This is a genomic window from Marinobacter sp. CP1, assembly GCF_001266795.1.
Classification (GTDB): Bacteria; Pseudomonadota; Gammaproteobacteria; order Pseudomonadales; family Oleiphilaceae; genus Marinobacter; species Marinobacter flavimaris.
Genome location: NZ_CP011929.1, coordinates 1,444,880 through 1,469,138, shown reverse-complemented (window position 1 = coordinate 1,469,138; position 24,259 = coordinate 1,444,880). Strand labels below are relative to the sequence as shown.

Annotated in this window: 24 protein-coding genes; 11 read left to right on the top strand and 13 right to left on the bottom strand. The window is 59.9% G+C overall.

Annotated features, from left to right (window positions below):
- Window positions 1-8: 8 nt before the first annotated feature.
- The 3 genes from trpE to rpe form a co-directional block, all read right to left on the bottom strand.
- On the bottom strand, window positions 9-1,496 hold the full coding sequence (gene trpE, locus ACP86_RS06965; protein WP_039882005.1) for an anthranilate synthase component I: 1,488 nt from the start codon (window positions 1,494-1,496) through the stop codon (window positions 9-11).
- A 232-nt stretch (window positions 1,497-1,728) separates the two neighbouring features.
- Window positions 1,729-2,418, bottom strand: coding sequence for a phosphoglycolate phosphatase (locus ACP86_RS06960; protein ID WP_008173387.1), 690 nt, complete (start codon window positions 2,416-2,418; stop codon window positions 1,729-1,731).
- Window positions 2,415-3,101, bottom strand: a complete 687-nt coding sequence (gene rpe / locus ACP86_RS06955) for a ribulose-phosphate 3-epimerase (RefSeq protein WP_008173385.1) — start codon at window positions 3,099-3,101, stop codon at window positions 2,415-2,417. Before rpe ends, ACP86_RS06960 begins: the two co-directional genes overlap by 4 nt.
- Window positions 3,102-3,218: 117 nt before the next feature.
- Between rpe and ACP86_RS06950 the strand changes: the two genes are divergently transcribed.
- Window positions 3,219-4,172, top strand: a complete 954-nt coding sequence (locus tag ACP86_RS06950) for a DUF3530 family protein (RefSeq protein WP_008173383.1) — start codon at window positions 3,219-3,221, stop codon at window positions 4,170-4,172.
- Here ACP86_RS06950 and ACP86_RS06945 read toward each other — a convergent pair.
- The 3 genes from ACP86_RS06945 to ACP86_RS06935 are packed head-to-tail and all read right to left on the bottom strand — an operon-like array spanning window position 4,169 to window position 6,667.
- Window positions 4,169-4,927 carry a DnaJ domain-containing protein gene (locus tag ACP86_RS06945; protein ID WP_039881998.1) on the bottom strand — a complete coding sequence of 253 codons (759 nt, stop codon included), beginning with the start codon at window positions 4,925-4,927 and terminating at the stop codon, window positions 4,169-4,171. The two genes, ACP86_RS06950 and ACP86_RS06945, sit on opposite strands and share 4 nt — an antisense overlap.
- The gene (murU, locus tag ACP86_RS06940) at window positions 4,914-5,612 is read right to left on the bottom strand and encodes an N-acetylmuramate alpha-1-phosphate uridylyltransferase MurU (protein WP_039881997.1); all 699 of its coding nucleotides are present in this window, start codon (window positions 5,610-5,612) and stop codon (window positions 4,914-4,916) included. The genes ACP86_RS06945 and murU overlap by 14 nt, the downstream gene beginning before the upstream one ends.
- Window positions 5,609-6,667: an aminoglycoside phosphotransferase family protein gene (locus ACP86_RS06935; protein ID WP_008173378.1), complete on the bottom strand. Its 1,059-nt coding sequence runs from the start codon at window positions 6,665-6,667 to the stop codon at window positions 5,609-5,611. The genes murU and ACP86_RS06935 overlap by 4 nt, the downstream gene beginning before the upstream one ends.
- A gap of 246 nt (window positions 6,668-6,913) precedes the next feature.
- On the opposite strand from ACP86_RS06935, the gene ACP86_RS06930 reads away from it, so the two are divergent.
- From ACP86_RS06930 to slmA, 9 genes are all read left to right on the top strand, one after another.
- Window positions 6,914-9,235, top strand: coding sequence for an LPS-assembly protein LptD (locus ACP86_RS06930; RefSeq protein WP_100169491.1), 2,322 nt, complete (start codon window positions 6,914-6,916; stop codon window positions 9,233-9,235).
- Window positions 9,236-9,299: 64 nt separating this feature from the next.
- A complete protein-coding gene (locus tag ACP86_RS06925) occupies window positions 9,300-10,640 on the top strand; it encodes a peptidylprolyl isomerase (RefSeq protein ID WP_008173372.1) in 1,341 nt (446 codons plus the stop codon).
- The gene (gene pdxA, locus ACP86_RS06920; protein ID WP_008173369.1) at window positions 10,640-11,650 is read left to right on the top strand and encodes a 4-hydroxythreonine-4-phosphate dehydrogenase PdxA; all 1,011 of its coding nucleotides are present in this window, start codon (window positions 10,640-10,642) and stop codon (window positions 11,648-11,650) included. Before ACP86_RS06925 ends, pdxA begins: the two co-directional genes overlap by 1 nt.
- A complete protein-coding gene (rsmA, locus tag ACP86_RS06915) occupies window positions 11,647-12,477 on the top strand; it encodes a 16S rRNA (adenine(1518)-N(6)/adenine(1519)-N(6))-dimethyltransferase RsmA (protein WP_008173367.1) in 831 nt (276 codons plus the stop codon). Before pdxA ends, rsmA begins: the two co-directional genes overlap by 4 nt.
- Window positions 12,470-13,270: a symmetrical bis(5'-nucleosyl)-tetraphosphatase gene (locus tag ACP86_RS06910; RefSeq protein ID WP_008173365.1), complete on the top strand. Its 801-nt coding sequence runs from the start codon at window positions 12,470-12,472 to the stop codon at window positions 13,268-13,270. Before rsmA ends, ACP86_RS06910 begins: the two co-directional genes overlap by 8 nt.
- Window positions 13,271-13,313: 43 nt before the next feature.
- Complete coding sequence (locus ACP86_RS06905; protein WP_008173363.1) at window positions 13,314-13,673, top strand: DUF423 domain-containing protein; 360 nt, start codon at window positions 13,314-13,316, stop codon at window positions 13,671-13,673.
- A 25-nt stretch (window positions 13,674-13,698) separates the two neighbouring features.
- Window positions 13,699-13,899, top strand: a complete 201-nt coding sequence (gene thiS / locus ACP86_RS06900; protein WP_008173362.1) for a sulfur carrier protein ThiS — start codon at window positions 13,699-13,701, stop codon at window positions 13,897-13,899.
- Window positions 13,900-13,965: 66 nt separating this feature from the next.
- Window positions 13,966-14,775, top strand: a complete 810-nt coding sequence (locus ACP86_RS06895; RefSeq protein ID WP_008173361.1) for a thiazole synthase — start codon at window positions 13,966-13,968, stop codon at window positions 14,773-14,775.
- Between the two features lie 90 nt (window positions 14,776-14,865).
- Window positions 14,866-15,453, top strand: a complete 588-nt coding sequence (gene slmA / locus ACP86_RS06890) for a nucleoid occlusion factor SlmA (RefSeq protein ID WP_008173360.1) — start codon at window positions 14,866-14,868, stop codon at window positions 15,451-15,453.
- 316 nt (window positions 15,454-15,769) lie between these two features.
- Here slmA and ACP86_RS06885 read toward each other — a convergent pair whose 3' ends face one another.
- The 3 genes from ACP86_RS06885 to ACP86_RS06875 form a co-directional block, all read right to left on the bottom strand.
- On the bottom strand, window positions 15,770-16,594 hold the full coding sequence (locus ACP86_RS06885) for an inositol monophosphatase family protein (RefSeq protein ID WP_008173359.1): 825 nt from the start codon (window positions 16,592-16,594) through the stop codon (window positions 15,770-15,772).
- Window positions 16,595-16,650: 56 nt separating this feature from the next.
- Window positions 16,651-17,946: a pyridoxal phosphate-dependent aminotransferase gene (locus ACP86_RS06880; protein ID WP_014578472.1), complete on the bottom strand. Its 1,296-nt coding sequence runs from the start codon at window positions 17,944-17,946 to the stop codon at window positions 16,651-16,653.
- A gap of 113 nt (window positions 17,947-18,059) precedes the next feature.
- On the bottom strand, window positions 18,060-19,358 hold the full coding sequence (locus tag ACP86_RS06875; protein ID WP_227507831.1) for a substrate-binding domain-containing protein: 1,299 nt from the start codon (window positions 19,356-19,358) through the stop codon (window positions 18,060-18,062).
- Window positions 19,359-19,587: 229 nt separating this feature from the next.
- On the opposite strand from ACP86_RS06875, the gene ACP86_RS22065 reads away from it, so the two are divergent.
- Window positions 19,588-20,247, top strand: coding sequence for a response regulator (locus ACP86_RS22065; RefSeq protein WP_008173353.1), 660 nt, complete (start codon window positions 19,588-19,590; stop codon window positions 20,245-20,247).
- Here ACP86_RS22065 and ACP86_RS06865 read toward each other — a convergent pair.
- The 4 genes from ACP86_RS06865 to ACP86_RS06850 form a co-directional block, all read right to left on the bottom strand.
- Window positions 20,180-21,574 (bottom strand): sensor histidine kinase, encoded by a 1,395-nt coding sequence (locus ACP86_RS06865; RefSeq protein WP_053113153.1) that lies wholly within the window; start codon window positions 21,572-21,574, stop codon window positions 20,180-20,182. The genes ACP86_RS22065 and ACP86_RS06865 overlap by 68 nt on opposite strands.
- Window positions 21,575-21,653: 79 nt before the next feature.
- Window positions 21,654-22,757 carry a lipase secretion chaperone gene (locus tag ACP86_RS06860; protein WP_041646388.1) on the bottom strand — a complete coding sequence of 368 codons (1,104 nt, stop codon included), beginning with the start codon at window positions 22,755-22,757 and terminating at the stop codon, window positions 21,654-21,656.
- A 7-nt stretch (window positions 22,758-22,764) separates the two neighbouring features.
- Window positions 22,765-23,691 (bottom strand): esterase/lipase family protein, encoded by a 927-nt coding sequence (locus tag ACP86_RS06855; protein ID WP_008173346.1) that lies wholly within the window; start codon window positions 23,689-23,691, stop codon window positions 22,765-22,767.
- A gap of 129 nt (window positions 23,692-23,820) precedes the next feature.
- On the bottom strand, window positions 23,821-24,135 hold the full coding sequence (locus tag ACP86_RS06850) for a DUF3301 domain-containing protein (RefSeq protein ID WP_008173344.1): 315 nt from the start codon (window positions 24,133-24,135) through the stop codon (window positions 23,821-23,823).
- Window positions 24,136-24,259 lie beyond the last annotated feature (124 nt).

Here is a 24,259-nt window from a genome sequence, read left to right as displayed (position 1 = left end):
CCTCCGCCTCAGTGGTCGAAATCGTTGTAGGTCATGGCCACCGCGCGGAAAATGGCGCGGCCCTTGTTCATGGTTTCCTTCCACTCGAGGCGGGGCACCGAATCGGCCACCACGCCGGCGCCTGCCTGGATATGCAGGGTGTTGTCCTTGATCACGGCGGTACGGATGGCAATGGCTGTGTCCATGTTGCCGTTGAACGACAGATAGCCAACGGCGCCTCCGTAGACCCCACGCTTGACCGGCTCCAGTTCGTCGATAATCTCCATGGCCCGGATCTTGGGCGCACCGCTAAGGGTGCCGGCGGGCAGGGTGGCGCGCAGCACGTCCAGGCAGCTGGTGTTGTCTTTCAGCCGGCCGGTCACGTTGGAGACGATATGCATCACGTGGGAGTAGCGCTCCACGATCATCTTGTCGGTCAGCCGGACCGTGCCGGTTTCCGACACCCGGCCGGCATCGTTACGGCCCAGGTCGATCAGCATCAGATGCTCGGCAATTTCTTTCGGATCAGCCAGCAGTTCTGCTTCCAGCGCCTTGTCCTCGGCATCGGTGGCGCCGCGCTTGCGGGTGCCGGCGATCGGCCGAACCGTCACTTCCTCGTCTTCCACCCGGGCCAGGATTTCCGGGGAGGAGCCCACGATGTGGAAGTCACCCAAATCCAGGAAATACATGTAAGGGGAAGGATTCAGTACCCTGAGCGAGCGATACAGGTTCAGCGGTGGCGCCTCGAAGGGAATCGACATGCGCTGTGATATCACCGTCTGCATGACATCGCCGTCGAGCACGTAGCCCTTGATCTTGTCTACCGCGGCTTCGAATTTGTCCTGGGTAAAGCCGGAAATAAAGTCGCTCTCGTCCACGGCTTTTCCGCGCAGGTGTTCTGGGGTGCGGGGCGCGTCAGCGGTCTGCCTGTGCAGATGGTTTTCCAGCTGATCAATGCGGCTCTGCGCCTTTTCGAAGGCGCCCTCAATGGCCGGATCGGCATGGACAATCAGATGCAGCTTGCCCCGCAGGTTGTCGAATACCACGATCTCGTTGGACACCATCAGCAGGATGTCCGGCGTGCCGATTTTGTCCGGCGGACAGCTCTTGCGCAGCCGTTTTTCGATGTAGCGCACGGTGTCGTAGCCGAAGTAGCCCACCAGGCCGCCATTAAAGCGGGGCAGCTCATCCAGATCCGGTGCATGGAAGCGTTTCTGATAGGCTTCGACAAAGGTGAGCGGATCGTCCACTTCCTCGGTCTCAACAACCTCGCCGCCGCGGCTGATCTCCACCCGGTGGTCGAAGACCTTCAGTACTTCGTGACTGGGCAGGCCGATGATCGAATACCGGCCCCATTTCTCTCCGCCCTGAACGGATTCGAACAGGTAGGAATAGGGTCCGCTGGCGAGTTTGAGGTAGGTGCTCAGGGGCGTGTCGAGGTCGGCCAGTACCTCACGATACACAGGGATACGGTTAAAGCCGGCGTCGGCGAGCTCGGTGAATTGCTCGGGTGTCATGGTACGGTTTCCTGAAATCTGATCTGCATTGTGGATGAAAGCCTGTGCTTCCATCAGGTGCTGCGGGCTCGACCAGCAGACGCCAGTCAGCCTCCGGGCTTGCTCAGCCGGTGCGCCATCGCCACCATCGTGTTGCGCGGGTTGTCAGGATGCCTCGCGCTGCAGTCAGATTCAGTCCCTGCACGGCAGGAATCTCCCGTAAAGAAGTGCTCAATGTAAGTTCCTTGTGAGATTACAAAAGCTCGGCCAGCGAATCAACAACCGCGTCGGCGCCCAGAGTATCCACCGCAGGCCCGTAGTTATACCCGTACCGCACCGCCACACAGGGAATGCCCGCGGCCAGCGCCGCGTTAATATCCGCTGCGGAGTCGCCTACCATGACTGTGGTTCCGCGGGTGCCCCCCAGGGTTTCCATGGCATGAAGCAGGGGAGCGGGGTCCGGTTTCTTGACCGGCAGGGTGTCACCACCCACGGTCAGGTCGAACCAGTGATCCAGTCCCATTTGCTCAAGCAGCGGTGCCACAAACTGTTCCGGCTTGTTGGTGACGATGCCCAGCCGGCAGCCCTGGTTCTTCAGGTGCGTGAGACAGGCCTCGACTCCGGCGTAGACTACCGAATGCTGTCCGTTGAGCGTGCCGTAGGCGTGATAGAAAATCGCCAGGGCATCCTTGAACAGGGCCTCGTCTTTTGGTCGCGCCGGTTCCCAGTCCACCTGGCCGGCCAGGGCCCGGCGCACCAGAACGCTGGCGCCATTGCCTACCCAGTTCCGTACCCGGTCAATGCCTGCTGGTGAGCGCCCAAGATGCGCCAGCATCTGGTCCACGGCGGCCGCCAGATCCGGTGCACTGTCCACCAGGGTGCCGTCGAGATCAAACAGGGCAATCCCCGGCCAGCGTGGATTGAACAGCCCTGCCAGGCTCATTGGCTGATCACCCTGCGGGCCTGCTCCAGTTCTTCGCGCATGGCATCAATGGTGGTTTTATAGTCGTCGGTGTTAAAGATGGCAGATCCCGCCACGAAGGTGTCGGCACCGGCCTCGGCGATTTCCCGGATGTTCTCGGTCTTCACGCCACCGTCGATTTCCAGGCGGATATTGTAGTTACTGGCATCGATGCGCTTGCGGGCCTCCCGGAGTTTGTCGAGCGTGCCGGGAATGAACTTCTGGCCACCGAAGCCGGGGTTTACCGACATCATCAGCACCATGTCCAGTTTGTCCATCACATGATCCATATAATGCAGCGGCGTGGCCGGGTTGAACACCAGGCCCGCCTGGCAGCCACCGTCGCGGATCAGCTGCAGTGAGCGATCAATGTGGTTGGTCGCTTCCGGGTGGAAGGTAATGTAACTGGCCCCGGCGTCGATAAACATACGGATGAGGTCGTCCACCGGCGACACCATCAGGTGCACATCGATGGGGGCGGTCACGCCGTGCTTGCGCAGCGCCTCGCAGACCATGGGGCCAATGGTGAGGTTGGGTACGTAGTGATTGTCCATCACATCGAAGTGCACCACGTCGGCGCCGGCGGCCAGCACGTTATCGACTTCCTCGCCAAGACGGGCAAAATCGGCGGACAGGATGGATGGGGCAATCAGGTAAGGGTTCATGACGGCTCTCTCACAACAATGGATAATGGCTTGGTCAGCGGTCCCTGCCGCACATTCAGGATGGCTGCTAGTCTAACAGCTCAGTGGCGTTTTTTCGCAGTCAAAGGATCAGTATCTGTGCAGAGATTCGAGATTTACCGGCCCGGCGTGTTCTGGTTTTTTGTCCTGGCGCTGATGTGTGTCGCACCGTCCATCACCCTCGGGCAGGAAGAGAGCGGGACGGCCGGTGAGGCCGAAGGCGTCGAGGCGTCAGAGTCTGCGAGTCGGGCCCTGATCTGGACAGGCACCGGCGAACGCTCCCTGATCCAGCGTTTTCCCGAATCAGCGGTATGGCTGGAGCTTGAGGAGGGTGATAGGGCGCTGGGCCTGTTCTACCCGGAAGCCAGGTTGCCGGCTCGCGGTGCGGTGCTGGTTCTGTCGGAAGAAGGTGAAACTGCCGCTTCCGGGGTAACCGGCTCACTGGCAGCGGGGCTGGCTTCCAGGGGCTGGGCCGTGCTCACCCTTGGCCTGGAGTCGCCCTCACCGGTTCTGAGTGAAATCCTGATGCGGCCGGTGGTAGAAGAACCATCGGCGGAAACGGAGGCGGGTGAGCAGGAAGCACCGGAATCGGTCATGATCGATATCATGGCTTCAGAGAGTGCCGATGATCTTGAGGCGCGCTACCGAAGCCGGATCAGCCAGACGCTCCAGGCAGGGCTGGCCCAGTTGGCTGAGCGGGGCTATGAAACACCGGCTGTTCTGGGAGTCGGGCGAGCCAGCATACACGTGACCAACCAGGTACTGGAGGGGGCTGATGCCGCTGCGCTTATCTGGGTGGCTTCCCAGTTTTACCCCGTTGACCGTCCAGATCTGCCCGAACGTCTGGAGTCGCTGAGCACGAAATTGCTGGAGCTTTATCCGTCCGGAGCCGCTGATGATCAAACGAAATGGAGTATGGGAATGAGGTTGCGCCGGGCCGGGATGAGTGGCTTTGAGCGACAACCGATTCCCTGGCTCACGCCAGCGCCCGGAACCCTGGGCGATGGGATTGCCAGCCGCGTTGCTGCATGGCTGGAGTCCCGCCAGGACTAGCGGACGGTGTTGTGGCGCTTGATCAGTTCCCAGGCCTGCTGATAGTGAAGCAGACGATCCTTGGCCAGTGCATGCTCGCGGGGGCTGACCTGCTGTTGGGCCAGCTTGTCCGGATGGCACTCGGATACCTTCTTGCGGTAGGCCCGCTTGATCACCTCCAGTGAATCCCGCCGGGTGACCCCCAACAGCTCGCAGGCCTGCTGATAACTGGTGGGTCTTGAGAGATTCTCGCTATGCCGGGTCCATACCTTGCTGGCATAGCTGTCGAAGATGTCCTCGCTGATGCTAACCGGTAGGCCAATCTGGTCAATGGCATCCTCGCAGCGATAGCGCCTGGGTTTGGCGGGCCGGCCGTTCAGTTGACTGGCGTGGCACAGACAGATGGCGGTTTTCAGGGCCGGGGAAGGCCATAGCCGGCGGGACAGGCGCATGGCCAACCCGCGGATGAAAGGCAGTTGCCCGGCTGACTTGCCGTCCTGGAACCAGCCAATGGCGCGCCGTCGCTGACGCTTCGACAGCCTCATGGCCTTGATCAGGGATTCTGCATAGCCAATGTCGGCTTCGGTCACTCGCCCCTCTGCTTTGGCGATATAACCGAGGAAGAAGAACAGGGGGCGCCTGCACCAGCGGGGCAGATGGGCGCGCTCGATAAGCGCGGGTGCCTGATGGCCGCAGGCTGAGAGTTCCCGCATCAGGCTGGAAAACTCGGCGTCCATCCGTGCCGGCAGCACCGGTTGTCGTTTACTCCCTGCCATGGCTTTCAGATTCCCTGTTGCCCAGTTGCCTGTCCAGCGCCTGGAGGCGTTCCGGGGTGCCGACGTCCACCCATTGTCCCCGGTGATAAAGGCCTTTCACGCGGCCTTCGCCCATGGCGTTGCGCAGCACAGGCCCGAGCTTTCCGGACCGGTCGGTCAGGCCTTCGAACAGTCGCTGGTGTAACAGGCTAATGCCGGTGAAGGTCAGCTTGTCCGGGCCATCGCTATGGAGTACTCCCTGGTCAGTGAGGTGAAAGTCACCTTCCGGATGGTGTGGCGGATTGCTGGTGACCACCAGCAGGGCGTCTGCGTCAGGCGGCGGTGTCAGTCGAGACAGGTCGAAATCGCTCCAGATATCGCCGTTGATCGCCAGAAACCAGTCAGATTTGTCACCGGCAAGCAGAGGCAGAGCGCGCACGATGCCACCGGCGGTTTCCAGCGGCTCGCCTTCACGGGAATATTGAATGGATAGCCCGAACCCTTCGCCGTTTCCCAGGGTTTCCTCAATCTGGTCGCCCAGCCAGGCATGATTGATCACCACCTCACGGATTCCCGCCCGCCGCAGGTGCTCCAGATGATAGGTGATCAGAGGTTTGCCAGCGGCCCTTAACAGGGGCTTTGGTGTGGCCAGCGTCAGTGGCCGCATGCGTTCACCTTTGCCGGCTGCGAGAATCATAGCCTTCACTGGGGCAAGCGCTCCTGACCCGGGGCCGAGCCGATGCTCGTCTCGATCCGGGGCATAACCGTATCGCTCAGCCATTCGTGGAAGTGTCGCAGGGCTGGCTGTCGACCGCTGGCAACGATCAGGTACTGAACGGTTCGGGGAATGTCCTTGAGATAGCCGTGCTTGCCATCGCGGATCGATAGCCGGGCAAAAATGCCGGCAGCTTTCAGGTGCCGCTGCATGCCCATCAGTTCAAACCACTGGCGGAAGGTCTCCGGGTCCGCACGATGCAGGCCAGCCTCGAGGCTGCTCTGGCGGTAGTCTTCCAGCCACTCGCAGATGCGCTTCTCTGGCCATTGGATGTAGCAGTCTTTCAGCAGCGAGACCACATCGTAAGTGACGGGCCCAGTAACCGCATCCTGGAAATCGATGACACCCGGGCGAGGTTGGTCTTGGCGAACCAGCAGGTTTCGGGAATGGTAGTCCCGATGGACCGTCACTTCGGGTTGAGCCAGGGCGCTTTCCCGCAGCATGGAAAAGGTCGTGTCCAGCAGGGCCCGCTCGCTGTTTTCCAGGTTCATGCCCAGATGCCTCTCCAGAAGCCAGTCCGGGAACAGCGCCATTTCCCGCTCAAGCAGGGTGGCATCGTAAGGCGGTAGCGGGTAATCACTGGGGGAAGTCTGGCTCGCGATCAGGGTCAGCTCTTGCAGGGCGTTCCTGTAGAGCTGGTCTGCGGACTCGGTGTTCAGTCGGCCAAGCATCAGCTGGTCGCCAAAATCCTCCAGTAGCAGGAAGCCCTGCTTCAGATCAGCCTGCACAATGTCCGGCACCGCAATACCTTGGCGGTGCCAGTGCCGGGCGATGGCCACGAAGGGCTCGCAGTCTTCATGTTCCGGGGGCGCATCCATCACGATAAACGGTGCACCGTCCCCGGTAGCGGTCGTCGGATTTGCGTGCTGCCAGACCCGGAAATAACGGCGAAAACTGGCATCGCCGGAAACCGGTTCGGCTTCGCACTGTTCGAAGCCGGGAAATTGTCTGACCCAGTTGGTCAGCAACTGCAGGCGGGTATCCATGGCTCGGGTTGCAATCCTTTTAAATTAAGTTGTCGCTGACTGCGAAAGTTAGCAGACCAGTATAAAGAGGGTAAAACGGTTTTGCAGCGGAGTTTCCGTTAACAACCCCGGAGTGCACGTGTAAACTAGGCCGCTGTTAACCTTGCCCGTCCTCATATTCACCCGGAACAGGATTCAGCCACTGTGCCATGTCCAGAACGCCCACTGCAATCGCCGGAAATCCGGTGGCAGAGCCGGTATGGCCGTTTGTTGCTGGCCGCGTTTCTAGGATTGGGGGGTGCCACCGGTTATGCCCAGACACCGCCGTCAGCGGCGGAAATTGACTGGCGCCCCAGGGCAGAACTGCCTTCCGAGGTGCGGTCATCTTTGCCCCTGTTCTGTGATGGTGGCTATTTGCCTTCCGGCAGTCACGACGGCGTTGGCAGTGCCTTTGCCGGTGGTAGCGATGCCGAACAGCCATTGGAGGCCAGCGGCCTGAATGCCCGGTATGAAATTGACCGCGAGCTGTTTCTCCAGGGCGATGTCCGGATCCGCCAGGGGGGCTTCCAGGTAACCGGTTCAGAAGCCCGCTACAGCCAGCAACAGGGCGCGGTATCGGTTCAGGGGCCACTGGTCAGTCGAGGTGATGGCTTCCTTCTGACCGGTGAGAACGCGAACTACGATGTGGATACCGGGCGGCTGGACATCAACACGGCGACGTTTCTGCTGCACGGGCCCGAAATGCGCGGTCGTGCAGGCCGTCTGGCGCGGATCAGTGAAGAGCAGGTGGTCATTGAAGATGGCTTTCTGACCACCTGTGGCCCGAAGCAGAACGACTGGGCCATTGTTGCCTCGGATATCCAGCTGGACCGGGCCGAGGGTTTTGGTACCGCAAAGCATGTTCGGCTGGAGATTCTGGATGTGCCGGTGTTCTACTGGCCCTGGGCCAGCTTTCCCATTGATGACCGACGCAAGTCCGGTTTCCTGTATCCCCAGTTCGGTTCTTCCACTGCCGGTAGCGGAGGCTTTCTCGCGCTACCTTATTATCTGAATCTTGCCCCCCATTATGACGCCACGCTCACGCCTCAGTACATGAATGGCCGGGGCCTGTTCAACGAGGCCGAGGGCCGCTATCTCAGTTCGCTGGGCGAGACGACGCTGCAGTTGGGCTACATCGGCAGCGATTCGGAGTTCGCGGCCGAGAATCCCGGCGAATCGGGCGAGCGCTGGGCTCTGGATGCCACCACGAGGGCGGTGTTCGGCGGTGGCTGGTCCGGCTACGGTGATTTTTCCGTAGTGAGTGACGAGGACTATTTCAGCGACCTGAACCGTAACCTGGAGATTAACCAGGCAACCCACCTGCAAAGAAAGGGTGGGGTCACTTACCGGAGCGACCAGCAGTATTTTGATGCCTACCTTAACGATTACCAGACCATCAGTGAAAGTATTGCCAATGAGGATAAGCCCTATGCCCAGCTGCCTGAAATAATCTACGCGGGACAGGCAGGCGCGGGTATTCTGGAAGCGAATCTGGAGAGTCAGTACACCGTTTTTTACCGTGATAACGAAGGACTGACTGGTCTGGACCAGGCCAACGGTCAGCGGTTCCGGGCCCGGCCGGAACTGGCTCTGCCACTGCGGGCGTTGTGGGGCTTCAGTCGCCCCTCGGTGAGTGTGGATTACACCCGCTACGATCTCGATGATTACGATCTCGGTGATGGCGCGTTTGATCGCACGGTGCCGGTTGCCGAGTGGGATAACGGGCTTTATTTCGACCGTCAGGGCAGTCTGTTTGATGTGCCCTACAACCAGACCCTTGAGCCCCGGCTGTACTATGTATGGGCCAATGCGGACGCGGATCAGAATGACATTCCTGACTTTGACACCGACCTCCAGACGTTCCGGTTTGACCAGCTGTTTCAGCCGGATCGCTTTACCGGCGGTGATCGGGTAGGTGACGCCAACCAGTTGACCGTGGCCCTGACCAGCCGTTTCAATGACCTGCTCACCGGTGCCGAGCGGGCCAGGTTCAGTATCGGCCAGGTGCAGTACTTTGACGACCGTGAGGTAACTCTGTTTGGTGAGGGTGGCGGAACCCGGAGCCGCTCTCCGCTGGCGGGTGAGGTGGTGCTCAACCCGCTTGATACTCTGGAGATCCGGTCGTCTGGCCTGTGGGATCCCGACACCGGTGATACCGAGGAAGGTCGAAGTCAGCTGACTTTCCATTCCAGTGATTACCGCTACCTGGCCAGTCTGGGGCACACCTATAGCCGGGATGAACTGGAACAGTCAGACATTGCGACGGTTTTCCCGGTGACGGACCGTGTTAGTCTGATCGGCCGCTGGGTCTACGACTCAAGCCTTGACCGTACGGTGGGGTCCCTGGCCGGCCTTGAATACAACAACTGCTGCTGGAGCATTCAGGTGGTTCACCAGAATTACCTGACTTACGACCGGGAGCTTCAGGGGCGCATACTGTTTCAGATTCAGCTGAAAGGACTGGGTGGCAGTGGTGGTGCCTCATCGAGTATTTCCGAGGCCATTTACGGTTTTGATGAAAGGGAGAGTCGTCGTTTTGGAACTCCCTGACTGGATCCCGGACTAAGGCCCCCAAAACGCCAGAAAAGCTCAAATTCTATTTGTAGAGGTGATTATGAAGGCGACCCTTCGCCATGGTGTACAAGCGTTACTGGTTCTTCTAGCCGTCCTGGCCCCGTTGTCTGTTCAGGCCGAGCGTAAGTTGCTGGACCAGGTAGTGGCCATCGTCGATGAGGATGTCATCCTTCAGACCGAGTTGGAGGCCCGAATCAACACCATCACCAGTCGCCTTAGTGCACAGGGCACGGCGCTGCCGCCAAGGCAGGTCCTCGAAGAGCGTGTGCTTGACCAGCTGATCACCGAATCGATCCAGATGCAGATGGCAGATCGGGCCGGTATGCGCATCAGCGATAACGAGTTGAACGAAACCATGGCCAACATTGCCGAACGCAATGGCATGAGCCTGCCGCAGTTTGAAATCCAGCTCGAAGCCGAAGGCGTGACTTACAACCAGGCCCGCGAACAGATCCGCAAGGAAATGCTGACCAGCCGGGTTCAGCAGCGCCAGGTCGGCAACCGGGTTCGGGTGACTGATCGGGAAGTTGAAAACTATCTGGAAAGTCTGGAGGCCCGTGGAGGGAATAACGCTCAGTACCGGCTGGCGTACATCTTTGTGAGCGTAGACGACCCCTCTGATGAGGCGGAGGTGGATGCCGCAAGGGAGAAAGCCGAGCGGCTGCGCAGTGAGATCGCCAATGGCCGTGATTTCCGCGAAGTGGCTGTTGCCGAGTCTGATGCCAGTAATGCCCTGGAAGGTGGCGATATGGGCTGGCGTGCCGAGGGTCAGCTGCCGTCTCTGGTTGCTCCGGTCGTGCCGGAGCTGCCGGTGGGTGAGCCCTCAGACGTCCTGGAAAACAACAGCGGCTTCCACCTGGTAATGGTGATGGACAAGCGCGGCGGCGAGCAGCAGCAGATGATCCAGCAGCACCGTGTTCGTCACATTCTGGTTCGGCCTTCCGAAGCCACGACGGACAGCCAGGCTGAAACCGTGATCCGGGATCTGTACCAGCAGCTTCAGAATGGAGCCAGCTTCAGTGCGCTGGCCAGAGAATACTCCGATGATCCGGTGTCTGGCTCCGATGGCGGTAATCTGGGCTGGGTAAGCCCGGGCCAGATGGTGCCGGCGTTTGAGCAGGCCATGCTCGATGCTGATATTGGCGAGTTGCGCGGGCCGTTCCGTTCCCAGTTTGGCTGGCACATTCTGCAGGTTCAGGAGCGCCGCCAGAAAGACATCAGCGGTGATGTGCGCGACGCCGAGGCCCGCCAGGCGATCTATCGCCGCAAGTTTGAGACCGAACTTCAGAACTGGCTTCAGGAGATCCGCGATGAGGCCTTTGTCGAGTTCAAGGGCGAGTACGCCAAGGACGAACCGGCGGAAGAAGAGCCAGTCTCCTGATGAGTAATCCCGTGGTGCTGGCACTGACGGCCGGCGAACCTGCCGGCATTGGTCCGGAGTTGTGCCTGCAACTGGCTCTTGAGGCCCGGAGTGCAGGTGTGGTGGTGGTTGCCAGCCGGCCATTGCTGGAGGCCCGGGCGAAGCAAATGAACCTGGCGGTTGAACTGCGTGCCTGGCAGCCCGGAGAGTCGCCGGAAATGGAGGCAGGCCTGCTGTCGGTTCTGCATGTGGACGGTTGTGCCAATCATGAACCGGGCACACTGGATACCGGCAGCGGTGCTTATGTGCTCAGAGCGCTGGAAGTCGCCGCTAACGGCTGCCTCAGCGGCGATTTTGACGGCATGGTGACGGCGCCTGTCCATAAGGGCGTTATCAACGATGCCGGCATCGCGTTCAGCGGCCATACCGAGTTCCTGCAGGAGCTCTGCGGTGTGGATCGTGTGGTCATGATGCTGGCGACCGAAGAGTTGCGGGTTGCGCTTGTTACCACCCACTTACCGCTCAAGGACGTATCCGCCGCCATTACCCCGGAGCGCCTGACTCAGGTAACGCGAATTCTCGATGCTGATCTGAAAAAGTTCTTCGGTGTTGCCAGGCCCAGGATACTGGTGGCCGGCCTGAATCCTCATGCCGGCGAAGGTGGCCACCTTGGTCGGGAGGAAATCGACACCATCGAGCCAACCCTGGAGGCTCTGCGTGCCGAAGGCATTTCTCTGACCGGACCTTTACCTGCGGATACCCTGTTTACCCCGCACTGGCTCGACCAGGCCGATGCGGTTCTGGCCATGTATCATGATCAGGGGCTGCCGGTGCTGAAGTTTCAGGGCTTTGGGCGTGCGGTGAACATTACCCTGGGGCTGCCGATTGTGCGCACGTCCGTGGATCATGGCACGGCTCTGGATCTGGCGGGAACCGGTCGAGCCGATGCCGGCAGTCTGCATACGGCCCTGAAGATAGGCGAGCAAATGGCTCGTTGTCGAAAATCTGCAATTGAAGAGACCCGTTCGTGAGCAACAAAGCCGGCCACCAGGCCAGAAAACGGTTTGGCCAGAATTTCCTCCATGATCCGGGAGTCATAGAGCAGATCATCCGCGCCATTAACCCGAAACCCGATGACGCCATCGTGGAAATTGGCCCTGGACTGGGCGCACTGACCGAGGAAATACTGGCGGTGAACCCGAAGCTCCAGGTTGTGGAACTGGATCGGGATCTGATTCCGGTGCTGCGCACCAAGTTCTTCAACTATCCCGAATTCCGGATTCACGAGGCGGACGCACTCAAGTTTGATTTCAGCCAGCTCATGGTGGATCGCCCCCTGCGGATCATCGGTAATTTGCCGTACAACATTTCCACACCGCTGATTTTCCACCTGCTGTCCCAGGCCGGTGTTGTGCAGGATATGCACTTCATGCTGCAGAAAGAGGTGGTTCAACGAATGGCAGCGGTGCCGGGTGACAACAATTACGGGCGTCTTGGGATTATGACCCAGTATTTCTGCCGGGTTCAGCCGCTGTTTGAAGTTGGGCCCGGCGCTTTTCGACCGGCGCCCAAGGTGGATTCGGCGATTGTCCGATTGGTGCCTCACAAGACCCTGCCACACCCGGCGAAGGATTTGACGACACTTCAGGCCGTGGTCCGCACAGCCTTTAACGCCCGGCGGAAAACTCTCCGCAAGGCACTGGGCGGCATGGTGTCGGCCGAACAGCTCCGGAGCCTTGGCATCAATGACGGTCTGCGACCGGAGAACCTCGCACTGGCCGATTTCGTGGCGATTGCCGACCTGCTTTTTACCGAGAAGGGTGCAGCCAATCCGGCAAACGAGGTAAGTGATGACTGACTACGCGATCGGCGATATTCAGGGCTGTTACGAGCGTCTCAGGGATGTCCTGGAGAAAGTGGATTTCTCTCCCTCCCGTGACCGTCTATGGGTGGCCGGCGATCTGATCAACCGCGGCCCGTCCTCGCTGGAAACCCTGAGATACATCGAGAGCCTTGGGGATTCGGCGGTCGTCGTGCTTGGCAATCACGACCTGCATCTGCTGGCGGTGTCCCTGGGCGGTCATCAGACGCGTCGCAAAGACACCCTGTCGGATATCCTTGACGCTCCGGATTACGAGCCGCTGGTTAACTGGCTCCGGCAGCAGAATCTCTGTGTTCACGACCCGGCCCGGAATCTGGTGATGACCCACGCCGGTTTGCCCCATATCTGGACGGTCAGCCAGGCAATGGAGTGTGCCAGGGAAGTTGAAGCCGTGATCCGGGGCGAAACCGCCGAGGAATACTTTGCCCATATGTACGGCAATCAGCCCGAGCGCTGGGACGAGTCCCTGCAGGGAATGGACCGCTGGCGGGTCATTACCAACTATTTCACCCGCATGCGCTTTATTGCCGAGGATGGCTCTCTGGAACTGGCGGCCAAGGAAAGCGTCGACAGCGCGCCGGAAGGTTACCAGCCGTGGTTTCATTTTCCCCGCAATGACGATGTGCGGGTGGTGTTTGGGCACTGGGCAGCCCTGGAAGGAAAAACCGGCAGTGACCGTTTTGTCGGCCTGGACACCGGGTGTGTCTGGGGTGGCGCACTGACCATGATGAACCTGGATTCGGGAGAAAAGATCCACTGTGACTGCTGAATCCGTACGACCGGCCAGGAGAGGGATTCTTCGGTTACCGCTGTTGGCAGGTGCTTTTCTGGCCCTGGTGGCAGTGATGGCCGGCGCTTTCGGTGCACACGGGCTGCGCAATCTGGTCAGTGAGCGGGGCCTTGAAGTTTTCCAGACCGCCGTCACATATCAAATGTATCATTCCATTGCGCTGGTTCTGCTGGCATTGCTGGCTGCACAGGGCCTGTCCAGAAAGCTACTGGCCTGGTCGGCCGGGTTTTTCCTGGCCGGCATTCTGTTATTCAGTGGCAGTCTTTACCTTCTGGTGCTGACAGACATCCGCTGGATCGGTCCGATCACGCCCCTTGGTGGGTTGTGTTTCATGGTGGGCTGGGCGCTGTTAATAACCTCCGGTCTCCGCCGGAACAAGTGAAGAATACAGAGGTTCAAGAGTCACGATGCAGGTTCAGGTAAATGGCGATCAAATGGAGCTGCCGAGTGGCGCTACCATTGCCACGCTGATTGAAAAGATGGCGCTGGCCGGCAAGCGGCTTGCGGTAGAGGTCAACGAGGACATAGTGCCACGAAGCCGGCACCCGGAATTTACCTTGAGCGATGGCGACCGTGTAGAAGTCGTTCACGCCATTGGCGGCGGCTGAACAGTCTGCCCAGCCCACCCATGACGGCGGTTCCCATCCTCCCGTAACAAACGATTCAGGAACACTATGACAGAGACATCCGAACTCCAGCTTCCAGAAGACAGACCGCTCGAAATTGCCGGACGGGTCTACCAGTCCCGTTTGCTCGTCGGGACCGGCAAATACCGTGACATGATGGAAACCGGCCATGCCATCGAATCCAGCGGTGCCGAAATTGTTACCGTTGCGGTGCGCCGGACCAACCTTGGCCAGAACCCGGATGAGCCGAACTTGCTGGATGTGATTTCCCCAAGCAGCTATACCATTTTGCCCAACACGGCGGGCTGCTATACCGCGAAAGACGCCGTCCGCACCTGCAAGCTGGCCCGCGAGCTTCTGGATGGCCACGACCTGGTGAAGCTGGAAGTTCTTGGTGAGGAGAAAACCCTTTACCCGAACATGACCGAGACCCTGGTTGCCGCCGAAGAGCTCATCAAGGACGGCTTCAAGGTCATGGTCTACTGTTCGGACGACCCGCTGCTGGCCAAGCGTCTGGAAGAGATGGGCTGTGTGGCCATCATGCCCCTTGGTGCCCCGATCGGTTCCGGCCTGGGTATCCAGAACCGGTATAACATCCGTCTGATCGTAGAGAATGCGAATGTTCCGGTGCTGGTGGATGCCGGTGTTGGCACCGCGTCGGATGCCACCATCGCCATGGAGCTGGGCTGCGACGGCGTACTGATGAATACCGCCATTGCCCAGGCCAAAGACCCGATCCGAATGGCCAATGCCATGCGCCTGGCCATTGAGTCTGGTCGTGAAGCCTATCTGGCGGGCCGGATGCCCAAGAAGCTCTATGCCAGCGCATCCTCGCCCATTGATGGCACCTTCTTCTGATCTCGGGCACAATCCTGACTAACGATAACCGAGGGCCGGCGCTGAACGACCGGCCCCGACAACGATAAATCAGAGCGCTGCTGTCCTGCCATGACTGACCAGAAACCCAGTCGCCGCGAGGCGATTCTCCATGCTCTTGTGGAACTCCTGGAGACTGATCCGGGCGCCCGTATCACCACCGCCGGTCTCGCCAAATCCGTGGGCGTTACCGAGGCGGCTTTGTATCGGCACTTTCCCAGCAAGCGGAAAATGTTCGAGGCGCTTATCGAGTTTGCTGAAGAGGCCGTGTTCTCTCGCTGTCAGGTGATCCTGCAGGAGCAGGAGGACGTGCGGGTTCGTCTCCAGCAATTGGTGCACCTGGTGCTGGTCTTTGCTGAACGCAATCCGGGGCTGTGTTGTGTGCTGACCGGTGATGCTTTGATGGGCGAGAACGACACCCTGCGCAAGCGTGCCTCCCAGTTCTTCGAGCGCCTGGAAACCCAGGTACGGCAAACCCTCAAAGAAGGCGAAATCCGCCAGGGCCTGCGGCCCCGGACGACGTCTGCTCGCGGCGCGGACTTTGTACTGGTTTTTGTTGAAGGGCGGATCCAGCGGTTTATCCGCTCCTCGTTCTCGCGGTTGCCTTCTACTGACTTCGACGAGAGTTGGGGGTTGGTTGCAGAAGGTGTTTGGGGTTGAGTCTGGAGTCGGCTGCTTTAAATTCTGTAGCCTGAAGGCTTGGGAGTCTGGCGCCGTTGGGTGGGGCTTTTACGGAACCGCTACGAGCACATCCATGTGCGCTTGGCGTCGGCCATCCATGGCCGCCGACATTCCGTAAAAGCCCCACCCAACAGCGCCTCTCCAGCTCTAGAGATATATCTTTCGATTACGCCCTATCCGATCTTTCTTCCAAATTTCTGCGATATCTCACTGCAATGCCGGCAGGTTCCCATTCCGTGCCAGCCCCAAAGCTGGAAGGCTACGGCCAAAAATCTACCGGCGAGCACAGGTCTAATCAGTCATACCCCGAGGCAGACCGCAGGATAGACCGAACAGGCTCCCAAAGAGCCGGTGCCGAAATCAGGATATCGCGGCCCCAGAGGTCGGCAGGATAACCGTCGGGCACTTCACTGAAATGGCCAGCGGTGGCGCCTGCTTCCAGGGCGATCAGGCGGGCGGCGGCGAAGTCCCATGGGCTGACGTTTTCATAGTAGATATCCAGTCGGCCACAGGCCACCCAGCAGATATCCAGTGCCGCGGAACCGATGCGCCGCAGGTCGCGGCATTGGTGAATCATTGCATCCAGGCGTTTGACCAGCGGTTCCAGGGCGTCCTTGGTGTAGGGGAAGCCGGTTGCAAACAGGGCATCCCGGGGCACGGTGGCGCCGCTGTGGCGGATCGGATGGTTGTTCAGCGTGGCGCCCTCTGAGCGGGTCGCCCGGAAGGTTTCGCCGGGGAAGGGCGCATGCACCACACCGGCCTGAACCCGACCTTTTTCGGCATAGGCAATGGAGACGGCTACCTGGGGATGGCCATAGGCATAGTTCACGGTGCCATCGATGGGGTCGACGATCCAGAGGGGGGTATCCAGCTCCTCGGCCTGGCTAAGGTCCGGCATGGTCTCTTCCGAGAGAATCCGGTGACCGGGGAAGCGTTTGCGGATGGCGCCTGTGATGAATTCGTCCGCCATCACGTCGGCGTGGGTTACCAGCTCGGTTTGATGCTTGTAATCGGTGCGCAGGGCGTTGTTGTCCCGCTCGCGGCGAATCAGTTCGCCGGCCTCGCGGGCCAGGTTTTCGGCAAAGTCGGTAATCTCGAGCAGAGAAACTGAATCAGACATGGCGCCCCCGTTGATATCCCGTTAGAGAATGAGGGCGCCAGTCTAACACGGCAGGATCAGAGGCTGTTCAGCCACTGCTCCATCTTGTCCATGGCGGTGACCAGCCGCGGGCAAGCCTGTTTCACGAAGTCGTCGCCCAGTTCCTGTTCGGCATAGTCGCCGCCGGCGAGCTCCAGGGATTCGGCGCCGTCGAAGTCGACGAAGGCCAGGCGCGCCGCCAGATGATCCGGCACGAAGCCAAAATCGCTGGCCGGCAGGATGGCCACGCCGGTGTTTTCCAGCAGGGCCTGGCAGAAGGCCTGGCTGGTCTTGATGTCTTTACTGGCCAGTTGTTCGCGGAAGCCGGAGAAGTCCGGGAACAGGTAGAACGCGCCTTCCGGTTTCTGGACCACCGCGCCCATGTCGCTCAGTCGACGGTGCATGTACTCGCCAACAACCTTCAGTACCCGACGGGACTGTTTGAGGTATTCGTCGATGTCGTCACCACCGTTAAACGCTGCAATGGCCGCGTGCTGGATCGGTGCGCTCGTCGCTGTGTAGGTTTCACTGGCGATGATGGCCATGGCGTCCTGCAGGGGCCTCAGTTCCCGGGGGAAAATGAATGTGCCAAGGCGCCAGCCGCCGGCACCGGCCCATTTACTGAGGCCGGTACTGATGATGGTGCCTTCCGGGTAATACCGGGCAATGGATTTGTGCCTGCCCTCGAAATGCACCTCACCGTAGATCTCATCGGAGAGCAGGATCAGCCGGTATTTTCGGGCCACATTGGCAATGGCCAGTAGCTGGTCGTCGGTGTAGGTGCAGCCGGTGGGGTTGGACGGGTAGTTCAGGATCAAAATCCGGGGCCGCGAGGGATCATCCCGACAGATGATATCCAGCTCTTCGGCGGTAAGCTGCCAGTTGTTCTCGGCATGGGTTGGCAGCCAGTGAACCGAGCGGCCGATGATCCGGGCTTGCGGGGCATAGGAAACCCAGCTCGGACGCGGGATCAGCAGATCACCATAGTAGGCCAGCTGCAGCATGAACAGCAGTTCCTTGGAGCCCGGGCCAATCAGCACGTCTTCCCAGGTGCAGTGCATGCGCTCACTACGGCGAATGTAGCCGGCGATTGCCTCGCGTAAGCCTTTGAGCCCTTTTACCGGCAAATAGTCCTTTTCGTGGGCGTGCTCCTTGAGCGCCTCCACCACGCGATCGGGAACCGGGAAAGGGGACTGCCCCAGCCCGAGTTTGATAATGTCCTTGCCCTCGGATTTGAGGTGATTGCTCAGCTCATTGATTCGAAGGGTGGCCGAGGGCTGAATACCCCGGACGTTCAGGTTGATCGCGTAACGGTGGTCGTTTTGGATGTCCATTGTCCCTGTCTGTTGGTTGGAAATGACCCCGTCAGTATAGGAAACCCCAACATATCTGTGATGTCGTGGCGGATAGGTGATTGCCGCAGTTTTTCCTCAGACTTTGGTCTCGGCTATCGGGATTTGATCCAGACTTCCACCCGACCATTGCGCGGGCTGCCGCTGCCGCCCACCGGCATGTACTGGCCATAACCCGTGTAGGCAACATCCGGCACGTTCACTTCCTGCAGGGCCTTGCGGACCGACAGGGCCCGGAGCTCGGAAATCATCTGGGCACGTAATTCATGGCTCTGGGTGTCGGCGAACCCGATGAGTAACAGGTCGTCAGCGGATCGGCCGTTCTGGTTCAGATACTGCTGAACTCGCTGCAGGTCCCGGCGGGCCTTGTTGTCGAGCTTGGTCCGGCCTTCGGAGAAACGGAAATTGACCGTCAGGCGATGGTAGTTGCCGGTCAGGCGGCGAAAACTCTCGGGCGTCGATTCGTCGAATTCCGGCTTGACCGCGATGGGGTTCTGGGAGATGAATCCGGATTCTGCAACCAGTGCCTGGCCTTGCTGGCCGAGGGCAAAGCCAATCAGACCTGCGGAAAGTGGCGGGACGTCACTCCCGGGCGTGTACATGAACAGGCGTCGTGATAGCGGATAATCCTCGCTGGCAACGGTGAGCTGGTTGGGGTGAAGCGCCGGGGCATTGCCTTCCGAGATCGCCAGGAGTTTGCTGTTACGCACTGAGGCGAGGCCCGAGAAACCAATACCCGAGGGATCCTTGCTTACGTCATCCGACAGCTGGTCGTTGGATTCGTAGCGCCTGGCGTTGCTGTCCAGTTCGAACTGTTTTCCAAGAACCAGGGATTTGAAGGTGTCCCAGGTTCCGGAACGGTCATCCCGGGCGTAGAGATGAATCGGGCGGTCCGGGCCGCCCAGCTCAGACCAGTTCCGGATCTGCCCGGAGAATACGCGGCCCAGGGTTTCGATGCTCATTTTGCTTACGGGGTTGGACGGGTGCACCAGAATGGCCAGGCCATCAATGGCAATAACGTGCTCGCTCTCGGGCGCAGTGAGGTCCGCCCGGGCGCGAAATTGCTCTGCTTCCTGCGGTTTTACCGGGCGGGAAGAGGCCCAGATGTCGGCCTTGCCTGCGGCCATCGCCTTGAAGCCGGTGCTTGATCCGTGCGCTGCAACCAGCACCTCGGCCGCCCGATTGTTCACAGGCGCTCGCAGGATTTTTTCGTTTTCCACGCCGGTACCCCTGGCTGCAACCTGTCCGCCGCCATGCTCTTCCAGATAGCCGGTAACCAGCATTGGCGCCAGGGTAGCGCCGACGGTATTGGAACCGTGAATTTCCAGGTCATAGGCCTGGGCCTGAAAGGCCATAAGAGCGGGCAGTAGCAGTCCCGGGAGTGTTGCAGTCATCCGTGTGAATCGCGGCATCTTTCGAAAAACCCTTACCAGACAGTTGGTTGAGAAGCTGGAAGGATGCTTCAGAAATATGACATTTGTGTTTCACTGCCTACACATTGGGACGCAAGGCCGCAGGTCCCTGTAAAAAAATGTTAAGCAGTGCGCGGAGCGCAGCGTTCGGCTGGCCTATAGTGACGCATCCGCCGTAACAAAAATAAACACAGCGGGCAGAGGCACATCCATGGATGCCATAACATCGAAAGCCGGGCAGGCCCCTGCTGCGGGCGCACGACCAGTTCCCATGAAGAAGGTGTTGCTGGTCGATGACCATGCCCTTTTTTCCCAGGGGTTGGCGGGCCTGATCCGTCAGGAAGGCTTGGCCGAATCCGTTGTGATCGCCAGCACCGTTGAGGGCGCCTCGGATTTGTTGGTCCGTCAGGACGATTTTCAGCTGATCCTGCTCGATATCGCTTTGCAGGGCGAAACAGGATTGGCGTTGTTACCCAGGCTGGCAAGCCACAGGGAGCCACCTCCGGTGGTGATCATTTCCAGCAGTGAAGACGAAGCTACGGTAAGAGCTGCGCAGGCAGCCGGTGCCAGTGGCTTTCTGGCGAAATCTGCCGGGCGGTCGGCGCTGGTGAGCATGGTCCGCTCTGTAAGCCGCGGTGAGAGGTATTTCCCTGGCGGTAACGATCCTGTGGCACCGGGGCTGTCGTTGACCCCGAGGCAAATGGACGTGCTCCTGTTGTTGGCCCAGGGCTTTCCCAATAAACGGATTTGCCAGAGCCTGAATTTGACGGAGCACACGGTGAAAACCCATCTCAAGGCGATTTTTACCCAGCTTGGTGTTCACAACCGGACAGAATGCGTGAATCTGGCGCGGGCTCGTGGGTGGTTGTGACGGCCGCGGGAAGCCGGACCCAGAACACAGACCCCCCGCCAGACCTCGACTCGGCGCCGCACTCTCCCCGCATCAGCGCAACAAATTCCTGAACAATGGTCAGGCCAAGTCCCAGACCCGGATACTCACTGGGGCCTGCGCCCCTCACGTAGGGTGAGAACAGGTTATCCACCAGCCCGGGTGGCAGGCCGATGCCGTCATCCGCGACTTCCAGCAACACATGTGAGCCCATGGGTTTTGCTGACAGGGTAACGGCAGTACCGCCGCTGTGTTGCACCGCATTGAATATCAGGTTCTGGAGGATCCGCGACAACAGTGATGGATCCGCCATAACCTGAAGATCACTACCCGGGTGGTCAATCCGAACCTCTATCTTGTTATTGCCAAGCGAGTCCGCCAGCAAATCGTTGAGATCCCGGAATACCGGTGCCAGTGTGGTTGGTCGGACAACGGCTTGCACCATGCCCTCGTTGAGCCGTGCGCTGTCGAATACGGTGCCCAGCAGGCGCCGGAGATGACGAATCATGTCCCGCAACTGTTGGGTGGCCGGGTGCGCTGCGGGGCCGTCTTTGCTTGGCGACAGGCTTTCCAGCGTTATGTCGATCACGTTCAGAGGCTGGCGCAGGTCGTGGCTGGCTGCGGTGATCAGTTCCGTTTTTCGCCGGCTCTCGTCGCGGGCCGCCTGATGCATGTGATCCAGCAGCTTGCGGTCCAGAAAGTGCGCTCGGTGGCGGTATTCACTGGTCCACGCGCCAACCATGCCGATAAGGTTGGCCGTGGTCAGGAAAAACAGGTTGGTCGCTATGTCGGAGCCGGACATACCGCTCCAGAGTTCGGTCAGAAGGTAGCCGACGATCAGAACAAGCGAGACCATGGACGCGCTGAAGAACGGCAGCCCCATGGCAAAGTATCCGAACATGAGCATCAGGATCATGCCCTCGTAGGGCAGCGGAAAGGCAACCTGTCGCGCGGCGGCAATGATTGCGACCACGCTCAGGCCACCTACGAGGTAGGCCAGGGTATAGATGCGCTCGAAGAGCCTGTCCGAGGGAGACGCGCGGTAGGCGAGCCAGACAACTGATGCAATCACCGGGCAGGTGACGGCGAGCCGGATGGAGACCGTGACCTGAGCCAGTTCTGGCGGCAGGGTCAGTGCATCCATAACCGCGTAGATCAAAAAAAGGAACAGGCCGGCCACTGAAACGGGCCGGGCTCGCTGTCGGATCAGTCCGGACCGGGTTCGCCGGTAAGCTTCCTCCAGATCGGGCGCAAAGCGCAGGTTCCGAAATCCGGCGGCCTGTTGTTGTCTGATCTGCTCGGTTGTCATGGCCATTTCCAGTGTCGGGCAGGTTTCTGGATTGTATCCGCCCCGGCCGACTGGCTTCGCGAACCCGAGCACATTCCGGTCAGCCGTTACCGAGCATCTTCAGCCGTGCCCAGGTTCTGTCCTGCTCATCCGGGAAATGCTGTTCCAGCAGAGCTTCTTGCTGTTCCTGGATGTCGGCCTCGGTCAGACCCGAGGATTCCTCCCGTTCCATCGCGTCCCGGAACGCATCGAAGCGCTGGTCGAAGCGCTTACGCTGCTTGAGATACTTTACGACGCTCTCGACACCGTCCGGACCCACGCCAAGCTCTTCCAGTTGCCTGCCGGCGGCTTCCGGAGACGAGGCAGATTCAATGGCTGCTGTCCGGGCCTGTTGTTGTCGGCTGCTCGCGTGAAGGTGTTTTTCGGTTGTCCTCAATTCCTCGGGCAACTGATTGCGGTGCCACTGTACGAGTGCCTGTTTGCCCTGTTCGCTCAGGTCTGTGCGCTGCTGAATGGCCAGTGTCGCCAGTGTGTATTCGCTGTAAGCCTCCTCAAGCCCGAAGAAAGCCCGGTGGGCATCAGGGCTGAAGGTGCTGGCGCGCAGTTCTTTCAGCTGTGCCAGGGCATCGCCCAGCGCCGTCAGCTGATAGCCCGGATCCTCCGTTCGGGCTGGGTCGAGTCGGGTTTGCAGGACTTGCAGTGACGCCTGCTTATAGGCGAGATACTCATCGAGGAGCGCCAGCGCCTGGGTGGAAGCGGGCTCAGGCAAGTGGTTCCTGGCCATGGTTTCGATCTGTTGAATGGCTGTTTCCGGAGTCACCTCGCCGACCGTGCTGAGGAAGTAATCGAAAAAGTCACGCACCCGGAGATTGATAACCAGCTCGCCGTTGTCATCGGCTGTCAGGGCGCCGTCAATTTGTGTCCCTGATAGCGACGCCGCAAACGGGGTCGGCCCGAGGGAATCAGGAGTTCGGGATTGCTCCTGTCCAGAAGAAGGCTCTTCCGGGACCGCTTTGGCGCTGTGCTCGGATGCTGGCGTTGGCGACTTCGCCGGGGCCGCGGATGATGGTGGCATTGAAGCCGAAATTTCGGCGTTTGTCTGGGCTGTTCCGGCAAGGCCATACCAGAGAGCACCGGCGACCAGGACGGCCGCCAGTGCACCCGGGAACAGCCACCGACGCGCTTCGATGGATGTCCGCTTCATGGTCACCTCACAGACCGCGGTTTTTAAGCCGGTTGGCCTGGGTGCGGTAAAGGGTGACAGGGTTGGTCCACAGAGAACGGGCTCCGAGAAGGTGGTTGATGGCGTCCACGTGGTTCATGTCGTAGTGGGTGCCGATCACCCGGCCCATCATGGTTGAGCAGACGCCTACCAGCCCGTCATTGGGCTCGCTGCCAAAGGCCAGTGAAGTGATACCCAGGAACGGGTCGGTAATGTCGAACGCATTGGTCCACACGCCCCGGCCGGTCCAGGAAAAGAACTTGATGCGATTGCCGTCTATCCAGACATCCTCGCTGGTTCCGGCGCAGCTATTCCGGTTCACGCCTTTCCAGCCAAGGGCATCGTTCAGGCTGGTTGTACCAGGTGTGGTGAGGGTCTCCAGCGCCGCCAGCCCGTTCTGAGGGTTGTCTGCTCCGGACAAGGCATTGATCAGATCGCCCAGGGCGTTGGCGATGGCGTTGGCGCCGCCTTCGACATAGCTACCCGGCGGAAGGATTCCCCGGACCACATCGGCCACTTTGGAGCCCTTGTTAACGCCGTCGATGGAGGTGATTGAGGCAATACGGTGAGGAATCAGGGCTGCAGTCACCCGGGAGGTAGGCGCGCCCTGGCTGTGGGCCATCAGGTTGACTTTGGAATGGCCGAGGCTGTTGACGTAGTTCGCCAGTTGCTGGCCCCGCTGCTCACTGCTGTTGACGAAGGACACGCTGGCGGAATAGACCTGTGCGCCACTGCGCTCAAGATTCCAGGGAATGGTATGGAAGTAGTTCACCAGGCCGCCGATGGTGTTGAACCCGGTGACGCCGTGAACCAGGACAATCGGGTGGCGGGTCTGGGTGTAGCCGGCGTGGCTTGAAAATGAGGCGGACAGCAAGGCCAGCCCCAGCACAACTGCTGTGGTAAATCGAATACGCATGTGTGACTCCTGTTGTTTTTGTTGACGGCTGCATCAGGCAGCCGACGGTCGTCGATGCGTTGTCGATTATTGGTATGTCAGGAGCGATCAGGAATCGCCCAAATGGGTGAGGACAGGAAGGCTGCGTATTCAGGAAAACCGGTGGGGTTCCAGCTCCATATGCTGGATGCGCTGGCCCAGCATGATGATACGGCCGGTGTAGCGCTCCTCACCGGTGGATGTGAAATCGAACAGGAAGCGGCGCCAGACTCGGATCCGCCCCTGATCGTCGCGTTTGAACCATAGACCACGGAGGAATACCGCATCATCCAGCAGCATCACGTCCATGCTTTTGCAATAGCGACGCGCTGCCTGGAGCACGAAATCCTTGATGGCTTTGGCGCGCCACCAGTACCAGACAGCGAATCCGGCCACGAATAGCCAGAACAGGGTTCCAAGAGTCACGGTCTCAGCGATCTTCCACGGTTGCTCAAAGGGATGATCGCCAGCCTACCCTATTGCGTCGGCTCGGGGAATCGTTGCTGCTTCTCTGCTGCCGGTGCCGGCAACCGTCACCCGCATGGCATCA